The sequence below is a fragment of the Pseudomonas psychrophila HA-4 genome (genome assembly GCF_000282975.1).
In the GTDB taxonomy this organism is placed as follows: domain Bacteria; phylum Pseudomonadota; class Gammaproteobacteria; order Pseudomonadales; family Pseudomonadaceae; genus Aquipseudomonas; species Aquipseudomonas psychrophila_A.
Window position 1 is genome coordinate 1 of record NZ_ALJC01000032.1, and the last position, 16,921, is coordinate 16,921.

The 16,921-nt window shown below is 57.9% G+C and carries 16 protein-coding genes; 6 read left to right on the forward strand and 10 right to left on the reverse strand.

Annotated features, from left to right (window positions below):
• Positions 1-296 precede the first annotated feature (296 nt).
• Entirely contained in the window at positions 297-2,159 is a 1,863-nt protein-coding gene (locus tag B347_RS0104280; RefSeq protein ID WP_019408473.1) for a DEAD/DEAH box helicase, read from the forward strand.
• 72 nt (positions 2,160-2,231) lie between these two features.
• On the opposite strand, the gene B347_RS0104285 is transcribed toward B347_RS0104280, so the two are convergent.
• Positions 2,232-2,810, reverse strand: a complete 579-nt coding sequence (locus tag B347_RS0104285; protein ID WP_019408474.1) for a YceI family protein — start codon at positions 2,808-2,810, stop codon at positions 2,232-2,234.
• 32 nt (positions 2,811-2,842) lie between these two features.
• Entirely contained in the window at positions 2,843-3,394 is a 552-nt protein-coding gene (locus tag B347_RS0104290) for a cytochrome b (protein ID WP_019408475.1), read from the reverse strand.
• Positions 3,395-3,681: 287 nt separating this feature from the next.
• On the opposite strand from B347_RS0104290, the gene B347_RS0104295 reads away from it, so the two are divergent.
• Both B347_RS0104295 and B347_RS0104300 read left to right on the forward strand, forming a co-directional pair.
• Positions 3,682-5,088 (forward strand): adenosylmethionine--8-amino-7-oxononanoate transaminase, encoded by a 1,407-nt coding sequence (locus tag B347_RS0104295; RefSeq protein ID WP_019408476.1) that lies wholly within the window; start codon positions 3,682-3,684, stop codon positions 5,086-5,088.
• Positions 5,089-5,160: 72 nt separating this feature from the next.
• Entirely contained in the window at positions 5,161-5,880 is a 720-nt protein-coding gene (locus tag B347_RS0104300; protein WP_019408477.1) for a 16S rRNA (uracil(1498)-N(3))-methyltransferase, read from the forward strand.
• Positions 5,881-5,910: 30 nt separating this feature from the next.
• On the opposite strand, the gene B347_RS0104305 is transcribed toward B347_RS0104300, so the two are convergent.
• Positions 5,911-6,876, reverse strand: coding sequence for a GlxA family transcriptional regulator (locus B347_RS0104305; protein WP_019408478.1), 966 nt, complete (start codon positions 6,874-6,876; stop codon positions 5,911-5,913).
• 28 nt (positions 6,877-6,904) lie between these two features.
• Complete coding sequence (locus B347_RS26525) at positions 6,905-7,069, reverse strand: hypothetical protein (RefSeq protein WP_019408479.1); 165 nt, start codon at positions 7,067-7,069, stop codon at positions 6,905-6,907.
• Here B347_RS26525 and B347_RS0104315 point away from each other — a divergent pair.
• Positions 7,068-7,709 carry an HD domain-containing protein gene (locus B347_RS0104315; protein ID WP_019408480.1) on the forward strand — a complete coding sequence of 214 codons (642 nt, stop codon included), beginning with the start codon at positions 7,068-7,070 and terminating at the stop codon, positions 7,707-7,709. The two genes, B347_RS26525 and B347_RS0104315, sit on opposite strands and share 2 nt — an antisense overlap.
• Positions 7,710-7,717: 8 nt before the next feature.
• On the opposite strand, the gene B347_RS0104320 is transcribed toward B347_RS0104315, so the two are convergent.
• The gene (locus B347_RS0104320; RefSeq protein WP_019408481.1) at positions 7,718-8,959 is read right to left on the reverse strand and encodes a D-amino acid dehydrogenase; all 1,242 of its coding nucleotides are present in this window, start codon (positions 8,957-8,959) and stop codon (positions 7,718-7,720) included.
• 109 nt (positions 8,960-9,068) lie between these two features.
• On the opposite strand from B347_RS0104320, the gene B347_RS0104325 reads away from it, so the two are divergent.
• Positions 9,069-10,001 (forward strand): LysR family transcriptional regulator, encoded by a 933-nt coding sequence (locus tag B347_RS0104325; protein WP_019408482.1) that lies wholly within the window; start codon positions 9,069-9,071, stop codon positions 9,999-10,001.
• A 348-nt stretch (positions 10,002-10,349) separates the two neighbouring features.
• Here B347_RS0104325 and B347_RS0104330 read toward each other — a convergent pair whose 3' ends face one another.
• From B347_RS0104330 to B347_RS0104340, 3 genes are all read right to left on the reverse strand, one after another.
• Positions 10,350-12,341 (reverse strand): pyrroloquinoline quinone-dependent dehydrogenase, encoded by a 1,992-nt coding sequence (locus B347_RS0104330; protein ID WP_019408483.1) that lies wholly within the window; start codon positions 12,339-12,341, stop codon positions 10,350-10,352.
• Position 12,342: 1 nt separating this feature from the next.
• Complete coding sequence (locus B347_RS0104335; RefSeq protein ID WP_019408484.1) at positions 12,343-12,714, reverse strand: hypothetical protein; 372 nt, start codon at positions 12,712-12,714, stop codon at positions 12,343-12,345.
• A gap of 124 nt (positions 12,715-12,838) precedes the next feature.
• Entirely contained in the window at positions 12,839-14,104 is a 1,266-nt protein-coding gene (locus B347_RS0104340) for a cation:proton antiporter (RefSeq protein ID WP_019408485.1), read from the reverse strand.
• Positions 14,105-14,426: 322 nt separating this feature from the next.
• Here B347_RS0104340 and B347_RS0104345 point away from each other — a divergent pair, with 322 nt between their 5' ends.
• A complete protein-coding gene (locus B347_RS0104345) occupies positions 14,427-14,813 on the forward strand; it encodes an MAPEG family protein (RefSeq protein WP_019408486.1) in 387 nt (128 codons plus the stop codon).
• 87 nt (positions 14,814-14,900) lie between these two features.
• Here B347_RS0104345 and queC read toward each other — a convergent pair whose 3' ends face one another.
• Complete coding sequence (gene queC, locus B347_RS0104350; protein ID WP_019408487.1) at positions 14,901-15,602, reverse strand: 7-cyano-7-deazaguanine synthase QueC; 702 nt, start codon at positions 15,600-15,602, stop codon at positions 14,901-14,903.
• Positions 15,603-15,723: 121 nt separating this feature from the next.
• The gene (locus B347_RS0104355) at positions 15,724-16,866 is read right to left on the reverse strand and encodes a murein transglycosylase A (RefSeq protein WP_019408488.1); all 1,143 of its coding nucleotides are present in this window, start codon (positions 16,864-16,866) and stop codon (positions 15,724-15,726) included.
• Positions 16,867-16,921: the final 55 nt, after the last annotated feature.

Here is a 16,921-nt window from a genome sequence, read left to right on the forward strand (position 1 = left end):
CGCTCGCTCCTACAGGGGATGTGCGGTACCGCTCCACAAAACCGTTGAGCAGCATGAAATCGGCGCGCCGTGAATGCTCTGTTATACTCCGGTTTTTCCGCCAGGCTTACGCCCGGCCGCTCGTCCTTGTACAAGGCATTCCACCCCGTTACGGCGCAGCTTTCGGCCAGCGCGAGCGGTGTGAGTGGGCCTTCAGGACTGGAGCAGGACCGGACGGGATTGCGTCACCTTAAACGCCATTCACGCCAGGCAAGACTATCCCTTTGGGCCAAGCCCTAACTAAAACAGGATTACTCATGTCCTTTGCTTCCCTCGGTCTCTCCGAGGCTTTAGTCCGCGCCATTGAAGCTGCGGGCTATACCGAGCCTACTCCGGTGCAACAGCGGGCCATTCCCGCCGTGTTGCAAGGTCGCGATTTGATGGTCGCGGCTCAGACAGGTACTGGTAAAACCGGTGGTTTCGCTCTTCCGATCCTGGAAAAGCTGTTTCCCAATGGCCACCCAGACAAATCCCAGCGTCACGGTCCGCGCCAACCCCGCGTACTGGTCCTGACCCCAACTCGCGAACTCGCCGCTCAGGTACACGAGAGCTTCAAGCTCTATGCCCGCGACTTGAAGTTCGTCAGTGCCTGCATCTTCGGCGGCGTCGGCATGAACCCACAAGTTCAAGCCATGTCTCGCGGTGTTGACGTACTGGTTGCCTGCCCGGGTCGTTTGCTCGACCTGTGCGGCCAAGGCAGTGTTGACCTGTCCCACGTTGAAATCCTGGTGCTCGATGAAGCCGACCGGATGCTCGACATGGGCTTCGTCCACGACGTGAAAAAAGTCCTCGCGCGTCTGCCGGCCAAGCGTCAAAACCTGCTGTTTTCGGCGACGTTCTCCAAGGACATCACCGACCTGGCCGGCAAGCTTTTGCGCAACCCTGAACGCATTGAAGTCACGCCGCCGAACACCACGGTTGAGCGTATCGAACAGCGTGTATTCCGCCTGCCAGCGACCCACAAGCGTGCCTTGCTGGCGCACTTGATCACCGCAGGTGCATGGGAGCAAGTGCTGGTCTTCACCCGTACCAAGCACGGCGCCAACCGCCTGGCCGAATACCTGGACAAACACGGCCTCAGCGCTGTGGCTATCCACGGTAACAAGAGCCAAAACGCCCGTACCAAAGCCCTGGCCGACTTTAAAGCCGGTTCTGTGCGCATTCTGGTAGCGACCGATATTGCTGCGCGTGGCCTGGACATCGACCAGTTGCCGCACGTGGTCAACTTCGAATTGCCAAACGTTGATGAAGATTACGTTCACCGTATCGGCCGTACAGGCCGCGCTGGTCGTTCGGGCGAGGCGATCTCGCTGGTGGCTCCTGACGAAGAAAAACTGCTGAAAAGCATTGAGCGCATGACCAAGCAGAAAATCGCCGATGGCGACCTGATGGGTTTTGACTCCAGCGCCGTAGAAGCTGAAAAGCCTGAAGTACGCGAGCGTCCAGATGTGCGTAACCCGCGCAATCCGCCACGCGGTCCACGCGGCGACGGCCCAGGTAATGGCGGCGGTGGTGGCGGTCGTAAAGACAAAGGTAAGGACAAGGGTAAAGAGAAGCCAGCCGCTGCACGCGGTGAGCGCCCGGCACGTGAACAAAAGCCACGTGAAGCCCAGCCTGCCCGCGAACAGCGTCAGCCAACGCCTCGTGCCGACGCCAACCGTGCGCCGGACGAGTTCCGCGATGACGATGTGGACAACTTTGGTAACCGTGCTGATTACGTCAGCCCTTACCAAAACAAAAACAACCAGAGCCGCGGCCGTCGTCCGGGTGCTCCGGCGCAAGGCGCGGGTGCAGGCACTGGCGCGGGTACTCCGGCCCGTACGGGCGGTCGTCAAAATGGTCCGCGTACTGGCAGCGGCGCAAGCACTGGCACCCCGCCAGCCAAGCGCAGCGGCCCACGCAGCGGCGCACCACGTGATGGCCAAGCTCGCCGCGACAACAACCGTCCGGCGCGTGATGATTCGCGTCAAGAGCCAGCCGTTAAAGGCCCGCGTGAGAACCAGCCGAAGATCATGCACAAGGAATCGAAAACCGATCGTTTCCTGACGCCCGAGCAACTGGATCAACTGCCGAACCGCCCTCGTGGCGAGAAGCCTGCGCTCTTAACTCGCAACCGCTGAGTTAATACCGCATAAAAAAACGCCCTCGATCGAAAGATCGGGGGCGTTTTTTTTAGCCGTATTAAAGCGCTATTACTTGGCCTTCACGCCTTCCAGCGAGATGTCCAGGTCCAAGGTCTGGGAGGTTGGGCCTGGGCCTTTGATACCGAAGTCGTTCAGGTTCAGCGTGGTGGTCGCGTTGAAGCCAGCGCGTTCGCCGCCCCATGGATCCTTGCCTTCGCCGTTGAACGTCGCTTTGAAAGTGACAGGCTTGGTGACGCCGTGCAGAGTCAGGTCGCCAGTCACGTCAGCAGTCTTGTCGCCAGTTGACACAACCTTGGTCGACTTGAAGGTCGCTTCAGGGTATTTGGACACGTCCAAGAAGTCTTTGCTGGCAATGTGCTTGTCACGTTCAGCGTGGTTGGAGAACAGGCTGGCAGTTTGCAGCGTGATGTCAATCTTGCTATCAGCAGGCTTGGCTGCGTCCCACGAGAAAGTGCCTTTCCAGTCCTTGAACGTGCCATGAACGAAGCTGTAGCCCAAGTGGCTGATTTTCCAGTCGATGAAGGCGTGCTGGCCTTCTTTGTCGATGGTGTAATCAGCAGCCATGGCTTGACCGGCGGTCAGCAGTGCAGTCCCAAGTGCCAAAGCAGCGAGCGTCTTTTTCAACATGCGTTCTATTCCTTTTGAGTTTAGGTTGAGCATCAGGCTTTGCGCCCCAGCATACGAGTCAGGGTCACATCACGATCGATAAAGTGGTGTTTCAAAGCGGCCAGACCATGCAAGCTGGCGAAAATCACCACGGTCCAGGCCAGCCATAGGTGCACAACGCCGGCAACATCAGCCTGATCAGGCAGGCTGGAGATCAGTGCCGGTACTTCAAACAAACCGAAAACAGGAATACCAACGCCTTCGGCTGTTGAGATCAAATATCCCGCGATCATGAGGGCAAACAAGCTGAGGTACAGAAACGCGTGCCCCAACTTGGCGCCGATACGGGTTGCACGACTATAGCTTTCAAGTGCTGGCGGCGCCGGGCTGATTAACCGCCAAACCACGCGGATCAGCATGACGGCCAGTAATGTCAGGCCAATGCTTTTATGCAGGTCAGGGGCTTCTTTGCGCCAAGGGTCGTAGTAGTCGAGACCGACCATCCACAAGCCCAACGCAAACAATCCGAACACCGCCAGTGCAACCGACCAGTGCAGAAAAATACTGACAGCACCATAGCGAGAAGAAGAGTTACGTAGCTGCATAGCCAACATCCTGTGGGAATTGACGCTAAGACTAATGATTTACCTATCGAATGAAAGCGCATTTTTTTGCTGCAAGGTATCGATAAATACGATCTGTAGCCTGGTGAGAAAAAATTAAGCAAACATTAACAGTAGCCCGTGTGGGGTCTTTTATGCCGAGCGCCGCAGTGAAAGTAAAGACGAAGGCAACGCAGTAAACGTAATGACTTGTTACGAACCTGTGCATTGCATAGTCTTGCGCGATTGTTTGCCCGCACACGCCGGGAGCCAGCGCCAGGAGAGTGGAAATGGGCCTGAATAATCAGTGGATGCAGCGCGACCTTGCCGTGTTATGGCACCCCTGCACTCAAATGAAAGATCACGAACAGTTACCTTTGATCCCGATCAAACGCGGTGAAGGCGTGTGGCTTGAAGACTTCGAAGGCAAGCGCTACTTGGACGCAGTGAGTTCTTGGTGGGTCAACGTATTCGGTCACGCCAACCCGCGCATCAACCAGCGCATTAAGGATCAGGTCGATCAACTGGAGCACGTGATCCTGGCCGGTTTCAGCCATCAGCCGGTGATTGAGTTGTCTGAGCGCCTGGTGAGAATGACGCCCGCAGGCCTGACGCGTTGCTTCTATGCCGACAACGGCTCGTCGTGTATCGAAGTCTCATTGAAGATGAGTTTTCACTACTGGCTTAACCGTGGCCAGCCGAACAAAAAACGTTTCGTGACCCTGACCAATAGCTACCACGGCGAGACCATGGCCGCGATGTCAGTGGGCGATGTGCCGTTGTTCACCGAAACCTATAAAGCGTTGCTGCTCGACACGATCAAAGTGCCAAGCCCTGATTGCTATGTGCGCCCTGAAGGCGTGAGCTGGGAAGCACATTCACGCACGATGTTCTTGGCCATGGAGCAGACCCTGGCCGAGCACCATGACACGGTTGCTGCTGTGATCGTTGAACCGCTGATTCAGGGCGCGGGCGGCATGCGTATGTACCACCCGGTGTACCTCACGCTGCTGCGCGAAGCCTGCGATCGTTATGGCGTGCACCTGATCCTCGACGAAATCGCCGTGGGCTTTGGCCGCACTGGCACCATGTTCGCCTGTGAACAAGCCGGTATTACCCCGGACTTTCTGTGCTTGTCCAAGGCGCTGACGGGTGGCTACTTGCCGCTGGCGGCTTGCGTGACCACCGATGAGGTGTACAGCGCGTTCTACGATGACTACCCGACCTTGCGCGCCTTCCTCCATTCCCACAGCTACACCGGCAACCCACTGGCGTGTGCAGCGGCTTTGGCCACGCTGGATATTTTCGAAGAAGACAACGTCATCGAAAACAACAAGGCGCTTGCCCAGCGCATGGCCAGTGCGACGGCGCACTTGGCGGACCATCCGCATGTCTCGGAAGTACGTCAGACGGGTATGGTGCTGGCGATTGAAATGGTCCAGGACAAAGCCAGCAAAACGGCTTATCCGTGGCAGGAGCGGCGTGGCTTGAAAGTCTTTCAGCACGCACTGGAGCGCGGTGCGTTGTTGCGTCCGCTGGGCAGTGTGGTGTATTTCTTGCCGCCTTACGTGATCACCCCCGAGCAGATCGACTTTTTGGCCGAAGTCGCCAGTGAAGGGATCGACATCGCCACCCGCACCGACATCAGCGTGGCGGTGCCAGCGAACTTTCATCCTGACTTCCGGGACCCGGGTTAACCGCGAGCGTGCTTTAACTCTCCCGCTCCCACAGGTCAGTGTTATCAGTATTCGAATTTTCAGAGAACTTAAATGAGATTGTCCCGCTTCTTTATCGATGCACCTTTGGGCCTCGGTGAACATGAATTGCCTGAAGCCCAGGCGCATTACATTGGCCGCGTGCTGCGCATGGCCGAGGGCGATGCCCTGCAAGTGTTCGACGGCTCGGGTCAGGAGTTTTTGGGGCGTTTGCTGGAAGTTGGCAAAAAGCGTGTGCGTGTCATGCTCGATCAAGCCTTTGACGGGCAGGTCGAGTCGCCATTGGCCATTCACTTGGGTCAGGGCTTGTCCCGTGGGGAGCGCATGGACTGGGCCATTCAAAAAGCGACCGAGTTGGGCGTAACAGAAATAACCCCAATCATGAGCGAACGCTGCGAAGTGCGGCTTAAGGACGAACGTGCCGATAAGCGTCTGGCGCATTGGCGGCAAGTGGCGATCAGTGCCTGCGAGCAATGTGGCCGTTCACGTGTGCCGGTGATTCACCCCCCGGTACTGCTGGGCGACTGGATCAAAACCACCGAGGCCGACCTCAAACTGGTTCTGCACCCTGTGTCAGAACCGTTGGCAAGTCATGCCAAGCCTGCGCGGCTGGCGTTTTTGATCGGCCCTGAAGGCGGCTTGACCGACAACGAAGTTGAGCAAGCCCAGGCTGCGGGCTATCAGCCCGCACGCCTCGGCCCGCGCGTGCTGCGTACCGAAACCGCCCCCGTCGTGGCATTGGCCGTGGCTCAGCAACTGTGGGGCGATTTCTAAGCCAAGCTCATTCCCCTGCAAGGATGGGGCTCATACCATCGCCGCGAAGTTCATCCGAAACTGCTGCGGCGACACGCCCAATCGGCGCATGAAAACGCTGCGCATGTGGTGCGCATCGCGAAAGCCGCATTCGTAAGCCACGGTCTTAAGGGCCACGGCCGGGTTTTCGAGCAGCGCACGCGCTGAATCTACCCGTGCACCTTCGACAAATTGAGCCGGAGTGACCCGTGTCTCTCGCGCAAACACCCGAGAGAAATTGCGCGGGCTCATGTTAGCCGCCTGCGCCAGTTCGCTGATGGTCAGATCGCCGCGCAGGTTTGCCTGTACAAAATGTTGCGCTGCCGCCACCGGTGAATCGCTGTTGGCGGTTGGTGTCAAGAACGGGCTGAACTGAGATTGCCCACCCGAACGCTGGGTAAATACCACCAGCCGTTTGGCGACATTCAGCGCCACCTCCGGGCCGTGATCTTGGCTCAGTACATACAGCGACAAATCAATCCCGGCCGTCACCCCGGCGGAGGTAAACAGGTTGTCGTCCTGCACATACAAACGATCAGCTTCCAGCTTGGCTGTGGGGCACAAACGTGCAAGTTCGGCGATGTCACCCCAGTGCGTAGTCACGTGGCGACCGTCCAGCAAACCTGCGCGGGCAAGCATCAGGGCACCGTTGCAAATAGAGCCAAATCGACGAGATTTTCGGCAAATACCCCGCAGCCAATGATCGAACTCAGGGCCGAAATTCTGATCGGGCAGCGCCGGACCGCCTGCGCACAGCACCAGGTCATAACCGGTTTTGGCTTGAGAGAAATGTCGGTGCGCCTGAATCGACAACCCGTTCGAGCAGGCCAATAACCCCGACTCCAACCCCAGCACCTCCAACTGGTAGCGCTTCTCGGGCACCAGAAAAGCATTGGCTTCGGCAAAGACGTCCAGCGGGCCGGTCACATCCAGCGCCTGCACGCCGGGGAAAACAATTAACGCTACGCTCAGAGTCATCAGGGTTAGCCGTCAGAAGGGTCATACATCAAATACTGCTGTCGGCCCCTGTGGCAAGCCCGTCAAAAAGCATGGCCGGTATTGCAACCTGATTGGCACGAATCGCACCTGCGTGTCGATTGTTGCCATTGGACCCTGCGACCACACTGAAATCCACAGCGCCACCCCGGCGCTTGATCGAGGAGTTCGTCATGAGTCAGACCATCGCAGGCATCGTCATCCCGGACAGTGCCTTGGCTAAAGCCACGACTGAATACATCCGTGATGTGGAGTCCGATCTGCTCTACAACCACTCACGCCGGGTGTTTTTGTTTGGCGCCTTGAGCGGCCAGCGCAAACAATTGGCCTACGACCCGGAGCTGCTTTACGTCGGCGCCATGTTCCACGACCTAGGGCTGGTCGAAGGCCATCGCACCGACAACGAGCGTTTTGAAGTGGACAGCGCCAACAGCGCCAAAGCTTTCATGAAACCCTTCGGCCTGAGCGACGACGATGTCGAACAAGTGTGGCTGGCCATCGCGCTGCACACCACGCCGGGCGTGCCACAACACCTGCGGCCAAACGTGGCGTTGGTGACGGCGGGCGTTGAAATGGACGTGCTGGGCATCGACTATGCGGCGTTCCCGACCGCGCAGCGCGAAGCCGTTGTGCATGCACATCCGCGTGGAGAAGGGTTCAAGGAATGCATCCTCTGCGCGTTCGCCAACGGCTTCAAACATCGCCCCGACACGACCTTCGGCACCGTTAACGCCGACGTGCTGGTGGACATCGATCCACGCTTCAAACCGATGAACTTCGTCGAGATCATCCGTAAATCGCCGTGGGCTTCGTAACATCCAGTTCAGGCGGCCTTAAGCGACAAACCTTGCAGGTCGATGGAGGTTTTGCGCTGGCCAATCAGTTCGCTAAGCAAGCGCCCGCTGCCACAGGCCAGGGTAAAGCCGAGTGCGCCGTGGCCGAGGTTGAGCCACAGGTTGCGATAGCCGCTGGCGCCCAGAATCGGCACGCCGCTAGGTGTAGCGGGGCGCATGCCTGCCCATTCAATCGCCTGCGAGTAGTCGCCAGCGTCAGGAAAGGTGCGTTGGGCCAGTTGGCGCATTTGCGCGATGCGCCTGGGCTCAGGCGAGGGGTCGAAGCCGACGATATCGACCATCGCAGCAATGCGTAATTGCTCGCCAATACGGGCGTAAACAATCTTTCGGTCGTAATCGGTGATGCTCACGGTGGGTGTTTTTTGAGGGTCGCGCAGGGGCAATGTGAGGCTATAACCCTTGAGCGGGTACAGTGGCAGATTCAGCCCCGGCAGGCTCAAGGCCGGGCTGTTATGCCCCGCCGCGAGCACCAGTTGATCGACTGGCAGCACCTCGTCGCCCATGTGCACCGCCTTCACTTCGCCCTGCTCGTGGTGCAGGCGTGTGACGGTTTTGCCCAGCAAAAAAGTGCAGCGCCCCGAGGCCTGTAAACGCGCGACTAGCTGTTGGCAGAAAGCGTGGCAATCGCCGACTTCTTCGTCAGGGGTGTAAATGCCGCCGATAAAGCCCGCACCCTGTAAGTCGGGCTCCAGCGTTGAACATTCGTTGGCGGATAGCGCGTGTTGAAACGGGCTGTGGATAACACCCTGACGGGCTTTGGCGAAGTTCGACTGCTCACGAAAGGCCACCAGCTTACCGTTGCGTCGCCATTCAAAGCCGTTCAGGTGATCCTCTTCGCGCCATTGTTGCAACGTGGCCTGACTCAGCAACGCTAAACGCAGCAAATGCGCGGCGTTGCGCTGGTTCACCGAACCTCTGCACGCGGCCACGAATGACGCCAGCCAGCGCCATTGGGCCGGGTCCATGCGCGGGCGAAACTTAAGCGGCGAATCGCTGCGCAACATCCAGCCGAGTGCTTGCCATGGCACCCCTGCGTCGGCCAGCGGCGCAACATAGCGGTACGAAAATTGGCCGCCATTGGCAAAACTGGTCTGGCTGGCCAAGGTGGTACGCGCTTCAATCACGCTCACCTCAACGCCTTCGCGCACCAGCGCATACGCTGTTGCTAGCCCGATAACGCCACCGCCGATGATACAAACGTGCTGTCCCATGTCAGTCCTTAGCCCACTGTTGTGCGGGTTTCAGATTAGGGGCAGGTGACACGTCCTGAACAATGATTAAAGATACTCCACCTATAAACAAAGGTTATGGACTGCCGCCATGCGCTTACGCCACATCGAAGTGTTTCAGGCCATTCGACAGACTGGTTCGGTCAGCGCTGCCGCGCAACTGCTGCACGTATCGCAACCTGCCGTGAGCAAAGTGCTGCAGCATGCTGAGCAGCAACTGGGGTTCCCGTTATTTCTGCGCGTGCGCGGCAAATTGCAACCCACCCCTGAAGCCTTACTGCTAGAACGTGAAGTCGACAAAGTCACTGAGAGCCTGCAAGGCGTACAACGTTTGGCCGAAAGCCTGCGCCGCACGCCCGGTCATCGTTTGCGCATCGGCAGCACCCCGGCGTTGGCCTTGTCGTTACTGCCGCCGGTGATTGGCGAGTGGACACGTCTATATCCCGACACCCGTTGCGAACTGGTGAGCGCACACAGCCGTGAACTGGTGCAGAGTTTGCTGATGCGCGAACTGGATGTGGCCCTGACCTTCAAGCAGCCTGATCATCCAGGTCTAAAGGCGCAGTCATTGGCCCACGGCGTACTGGTGGCACTGGCGCCACGCGGTTACTGGCCGGATGAGCTGGAAAGCGAGCCGCTGGCGATGCAGGAACTGGCTGACGCACCCTTGATCGGCCTAAGCAGCGCCGACCCGTTGTATGCCCGATTAGACACCTACCTCAAAGCCATTGAGCCGCCGCCTCGCATTAACATTGCGGTGCAGACCTATGCACTGGCGCGGGCGATGGTGGAGTCGGGGGCAGGGCTGGCAATCATTGACCCCTTCACGGCATTGGACGCTTCACCGGCAAGCACCTTGATCCGGCCATTAAGCCCGGCGCTACCGATAACCCTCTATGCGCTGACTCGAGCCGACGAAGCCCCGGTGCATATGCTGGAAGGGTTACTGGAGTTGTTCGCCGAGCGAGCCAATGAACAGCTGCGGCGTATAGAGGGGGCTGACGCCACTCGTCGGGAGGATTGATGCTGTTTCTAGAGGCTAAGCCGTTTTAACTGCCCAAGTAGGTAGGTAGGGTGTGGGATGGCTGGTTTGATGGAGAGGGTGTCACTGCAGATTTTATTAGCAGCGTTGTTAAACCATTAGCCCAGCAACGGGATGAATTTCTGTAGCAGTTGACGAGCCTTGCGAGGCTACGTCCGGCGGCGCAGCCGTCGTAAACGGGTTACCGAGGTTCTTCAGTTAAATCGAGTTTTGTGGGTTTACGATCGCTTCGCAATCGGACGCAGCCTCGCAGGCTCGACAGCTGCTACGAGGTGCGTTAACCGCTAACGTTGCTCTCACAGGGTGGTAGACCCTGTGAGAGCTTCGCGTTTACTTAGGCAGTGCGTACACCACGACTTGGTCGCCGACTTGATCTTTCATGATCGAGTTGCCGCCTGCGACAAAGGCGACGTATTGCTTGCCTTTGTATTCGTACACGGCAGGGTTGGCGACGGCGGGGGCCATCACGATGTCCGACCACAATTCTTTACCGTCATCCAGTGAGTAGGCGCGAACCTTGGCGTCCATCGACGCACCAATGAACACCACGCCACCGGCCGTCACTGCCGGGCCGCCAATGGTTGGCGAGCCCATGTCGGCAGGCATGTACCAGCCCCATTGCTGCACCGCACCCATTGGACGACGCCATTTCACGTCACCCGTGTGCATGTCGATGGCCACCAGTTCACCGAACGGCGGCGCCCAGCACGGCATGCCGGCCCAGTTCTGCGCGTTCAACAATGACATGCCGTAAGGCGCGCCAATCTGCGGGTAGAAGCCGTTTTCGTTGCCGGAGTCTTTAGGCTGCTTGTCGTATGACGCACGATCCCACAGCTTGATCATTTGCACGATGTGCGAGGTATTGACGATGGCAACCTGGCTGACCGGGTCGAACGCGACACCGCCCCACTGCACGCCACCGGCGCTGTCCGGGTAGGCCAGCACGCCGTTGCCTTTGAGGCCAGGCGGCGAGTACATGCCGTTGTATTCCAGGCCGTCCCACATTTTGGTGCACTGGCCAAAGCCGACAATGTCAGCGATTTTCCAGATCGCCGGTTTTTTCGACTGGTCCAGCAATGGAGCAGGTTTGGTCGGGAACGGTTGGGTCGGCGAGTACACTTCGCCAACTGCCTCACCTTTTGGCACGGGGCGCTCTTCAATCGGCCATACGTCTTCACCGGTACGACGGTCAACCGTGAACAGGAAGCCCATTTTGGTCGCCTGAACCAGCGCCGCCACAGGTTTGCCATTGACGGTGATGTCCATCAGGGTCGGGGCAGAGTTGATGTCGTAGTCCCAGATGTCGTGGTGAACCCACTGACGCGACCACACCACCTTGCCGGTGTTGATGTCGAGTGCAGTGGTCGAGGTGCCGAGAGGAATCGGCTGTGTCCGATTGCCGCCCCAGTAGTTGGGCGACGGTGAAGACACGGGGATGTACAGCAAACCGAGGGCCGGGTCATAGGACATGGCGGTCCAGATGTTGGCAGTACCGGTTTTCAGGGCTTCGTCATCAGGGATCGGCTTGAATTCCCACTCCAGCTCGCCAGTGCGGGCGTTGAGGGCAAACAACGAGCCTGGCGATTCGACTTCAAATTCCCAGTCTTTACCGGCCCAGCCCACGATTAGCTTGTCACCGATAACGGTGGGCGGCTGCAGCTGCGACAACGGCCATTTGGCGTTGACCTTGTTCCACTGGTTGACGTCGACCACGCCGTTTTTGCCGAAGTTTTCGCACGGCTTGCCGGTGTCAGCATCGACCGCGTAAAGCTGCGCAGTCATGTTGCCCAGGTACACGACCTTCTGACAGGCGACGCCCGCTTGCGGGTTTTTTTCCTGCCAGTAAGCCACGCCACGAGACTTCAGTGCGGGCTGTGTTTCGGCCACTAAGGCGGACTTGGTATCAAAGGTCCATTTCTCTTTGCCCGACTCGGGATCGAGCGCAATGATCCGGTAAAAAGGCGTGCCGATGTACAGCGTGTCGTTGGCAAAAATGGGGGTGGCGGACCATACGGTCGCAGGGATTTTACCCGTGCCATCAGACATGTCGCCGGTGAAATACTGCCAGACCTTCTTCAACTGCCCGACGTTGTCCTTGTTGATTTGCGTCAGCGGTGAGTACTTCTGCGAGCTCAGTTGGCCATGAAAGCTGTCCCATTCTTTACCCGTGGGCAGCGGCAGTTTGGCGTCTTCAGCCGAGATGCTCGACTCGGCCAAGATGGGCGATGGAACCACGTAAGGCGTGTCAGCATAGGCCGTTGAAATGCCTGCCAACATGCACAGGGCAGGTGCTGCCAGCAGGTGTTTTTTGAATCCACTCATATCACGCGCTCCTTGTTGGCTTGCCGCCAAACGTTTCAATGACGACGCCCACGGCGCACACGACCAGTACGGCCGCTGTCCACCAGCCATGCAGCAACAACGCGGCAAAAAACGTTCCGATCACACCGACCCAGCCCAAGAACAGGAAAAAATTCCTGGCGCCTCCGGGCCTGGTTTTGGTCAGTAAAACGCCAAGTATCAACAACACTAAGGCAGCAAGCATTGTGACAATCGCACCACCGGAACCCGTTACGCCTGACAGCGGGGTGAAAAACCTCCACGCCGTAATGCACAAAGCAACCAGGGCCGTGATGATCACGATGTTAGCGCCAAGATGGCGCCGGGGTGGTGCAAAGGTGGCAGACGTACTCATCCCTCTCTCCTTTTCGTGACGTACTTTTTTACATTTAGAAAAAGAGTGTAGCCAAGCTGGAGGGAAACGCCGCGATGAGGAGGAAATCCCCGTAGGCGCCGTGGCTCCTACGGGGGGGCGAGGGTTAATGCGCCTGTTCAGACTGCGGCGCAGTGGGTGCGTCTTTGGTGACGTGCTTGACCAGTTTGCCGATAGTCAGGCCCTGGAACAGGATCGAAGACAGCACCACGATGTAGGTAATACTCAGGATCAGGTCGCGTTCAGGACCCAGAGGCAAGGCCAGGGCCAGGGCCACAGAAACACCGCCCCGCAGGCCGCCCCAAGTGAGGATGCGGATAGTGCCGCGCGGCACCGTACGCCAGCGGCGCAACAGCACAATGGCCGGGGCCACGGTGAGCAAACGCGAGAGCAAAATCGCCAAGGCCAACACGCTGGCTGCCAGCAAGTGCAGCCACGAAAACGGCAGCAGCAACAGCTCCATACCGATCAACGCAAACAGCAGTGCGTTGAGCATGTCATCGAGCAATTCCCAGAAACCGTCCATGTAGCGACGGGTCATCTCGTTCATCGCCTTGTTGCGGCCCAGATTGCCGATGATTAGACCGGCAACCACCATCGCAATAGGCGCCGATACATGCAGCTCGCTCGCCATGGCCGAGCCGCCAATCACCAGCGCCAAGGTCAGCATCACTTCGATCTGGTACTGCTCAATGCTTTTGATCATTCGATACACCAAATAACCAATCAGGCCACCGAACACCACACCGCCAATAGCCTCGTGCGCGAACAGCATCGCTGTGGCACTGATGCTCGGGGTTTCGCCCAGTTGCACGATGCCGAGCAACACGGTGAACACCACAACGGCGGTGCCATCATTGAACAGCGACTCGCCCACAATGGTGGTTTTCAGCGGCTTGGAGGCATTGGCCGTACGCAGTACGCCGAGCACCGCAATCGGGTCGGTGGGGGAAATCAGCGCGCCAAACAGCAAGCAATACATGAAGCTGATGTGCCAGCCGAACAATTCAAAAATCCAATACGCCAGGCTGCCGATGACCGTGGTTGCGATCAACACACCGACGGTGGCCAGCAGACCGATAGGCCAGCGATAGCTGCGCACGTCATTGATATTGACGTGCAAGGCACCGGCAAACAGCAGGAACGACAGCATCCAGTTCATCAGCAAATCGCCGAAGTCGATCTGGCCGATCAGCTCTTGCACACGGTCTTCGAGCCCCGGATAACCGAGAAAACTCAACCCCTGCAACAGCAGCGAAAACATAAGGGCGGTGACCATGACGCCAATCGTGGGCGGCAGGCCGATAAAACGGAAATTCACGTACGTGAGTAGTGAGGTCAGGCAGATAAACGCAGCAACAAGCTCAAGCATCCGGGATCCTGTGGTGGCGTGAGTGAATGAAAGCCCGATCAGTTCGGACTATACGTTTGATGTAATGGCAGCTGTCAGGGACACATCTTTACCCGGTACAGCCTTCGATTAGCGTATGCGTTGGAACAGGCTGCGATGATTTGATCGACAACGTGCTTGGACACGCACCCGGCGTAAAAGATCGCTGGAAGTTTAGAGGGGGGCTGTTACAACTAAGAGAGCGCTAGCAGAGCCAAGAACCTTTTGGTGGCCCAAGGCTCTTAGCCTGTGGGCGGGTGCTGATTCGGCAGGCTCGTAATGAAACTCTAAAAAGGAAATTCCAATGACGGTTGCCTTCTGGTGTGTACTGATTGCCCTGTGTTTACCGTACGTGTGTACCGGCATTGCCAAGTTCAGCCAAGGCAAGTTCGGGCCTCGGCAGAACCACGATCCGCGTGCGTTTCTCGACACGCTGGAAGGGTTTGCTAAACGCGCTCACAACGCCCAGCTCAACAGCTTTGAAGTAACCCCGGCGTTTGCAGCGGCGGTGATCATTGCTGACATCGTGGGCAATGCCCAACCTGTGACCATCGACGTGCTGGCTGTGGTGTTTATCACCAGCCGCCTGCTGTACATCATCTGCTACCTAGCTGACTGGGCGCTGATGCGTTCGATTGTCTGGTTAATCGGCATGGGGCTGATCGTCAGCTTCTTCTTTGTGTCGATGTAAGTCGCAGCCCGTGTAGTCGAGGCCTGCGGCAACGACTACACGTTGTTTCACACCGAGCGTGTGGACAGTGCCCAATGGGGCAGGGTATTAGGCGGTTCTTTGCTGCTTAATCCGCAAGCTTTGACGCACCTCGGCGGTGTTGTTCAGGTACTCGGCTAACCCTTTTGAGCGCAGGCTGCACGCCGCGCAATGGCCGCATCCAGCGCCTTTTATGCCGTTATAGCAAGTCAGTGTTTGGTCGCGAATCAAGTCCAATTGGTGGTGCTCGTCAGCCAGCGCCCACACTTCGGCTTTGTTTAGCCACATCAACGGCGTTTCGATGCGTACGTCGTAGGCCATGCCCAAGGTAATCGCTTGGTTAAGCGACTTCACGAACTCATCGCGGCAGTCCGGGTAGCCCGAAAAATCAGTCTCACATACGCCGGTGATGACCGTCTTGGCCTGCACTTGATAGGCGTAGATGGAGGCCAGTGTCAGAAATAAAATATTACGCCCCGGCACGAATGTACTCGGCAAACCGGTTTCAGGATCAGAGGCATCGGGCACTGCAATGTCGTCGCGGGTCAGGCTGCTGACCGTTAATTGATTAAGCAAGGACGCATCGAGAACGGTGTGCTTTGTAGCACCCAGTTGCTTGGAAAGGGTTTGCGCAATTTCAATCTCTGCTCGATGGCGCTGGCCATAGTCAAAGGTGATGCAGTGCACTTCGTCATAAAGGGGCAGTGCCTGCAATAAACAGGTGGTTGAGTCTTGTCCGCCACTGAAAACGATAACCGCTTTGTTAGTCATATTATTTGCCTAATTAAAAATGCGCAGGGATGACGCTGTACAGCAAGGGTCGAGCTTATTCCGCGATCTGTTTGAAGATCAAAAGATCGCGAGCAAGCTCGCTCCTACAGTGGGATATGCGTTACTGCGGCAGTGCTGCGCCTTTAGGCCACAGCAGCCAGATATTGCCTTTCTGCTTCATGTCGCCAGCAATTTGCCCGGCTTGCGGACCGGTGCCTACGAAGAAGTCAGCTCGCACTTCGCCAGCAATTGCGCCGCCTGTGTCTTGCGCGGCAACCGGGCGCACGATGGGGTGGCCATCTGCTTGGGTCGTCGACAACCATAGCAGGCTGCCCAACGGGATGACCTTGCGATCCACCGCTACGCTGTAGCCCGGTGTGAGGGGGACGTTCAGCGAGCCGCGCGGGCCTTCGTTGCTGTCAGGGTTTTGGGTGAAAAACACGTAGCTCGGGTTGCTGGCCAGCAGTTCGTGCACACGTTCGGGGTGAGCCACCGCCCACGCGTGAATAGTACCCATGGTCACGTCTTCTTTTTTCAGCTCGCCCTGTTCAACCAGCCAGCGGCCAATAGGTTTGTACGGGTGGCCGTTCTGGTCCGCGTAGCCAATGCGCAGTTGGCGGCCATTGTCGAGTTGCACGCGGCCAGAGCCCTGGATTTGCAGAAATTGGAGGTCCATCGGGTCGGTCAGCCATGCCAGCACCGGGGCATTCAAGCCGTTGCTGTTGATGGTTTGTGCGGTGTCGTAAGGCTTGAGCACGCGACCTTCAAGGCGTCCGCGCAGGCGCTTGCCTTTGAGTTCAGGGTAGATGCTGTCCAGGTTCACCACGATCAGGTCGGACGGAACGCCGTAAATGGGCACGTTGGCGGTGGCGGTAGGTTTCAGGCTGCCAGGGTAAACCGGTTCGTAATAGCCGGTGATCAAGCCGTCGCTGCTGCCTTCGGCCGAGCGCAAGCTGTACACATCGAGGTGGGTTTGCAGGAAGTTGCTGATCTCGGCCACGCTCGGGTTGGCGGGCAAGCTGGCAGCAGCGCTGCAAATGTTGCCCCAGTTAGGGTCAGCTTTGAGGCGGGTACACGCACTGCGCCATGAGGCAAAACCGCTTTGCAAATCGGTGCCGGTGACTTCGGGGAGGGCGCTCCAGTCAGCCTTGCTATAGGTGGTATGAGGTTCAGGTTTTGCGTTGTCTTTGTCGGTGCCATTGCAGCCAACCAGCAGCATGACAACGGGTAACGCCCAGGCCAGAGGCTTTAAAAGTGATCTCATCAACGGTGTTCCTTAAAGGTTGCCGAGGTCTACTGACCTGCTAGGCAATCCGTAT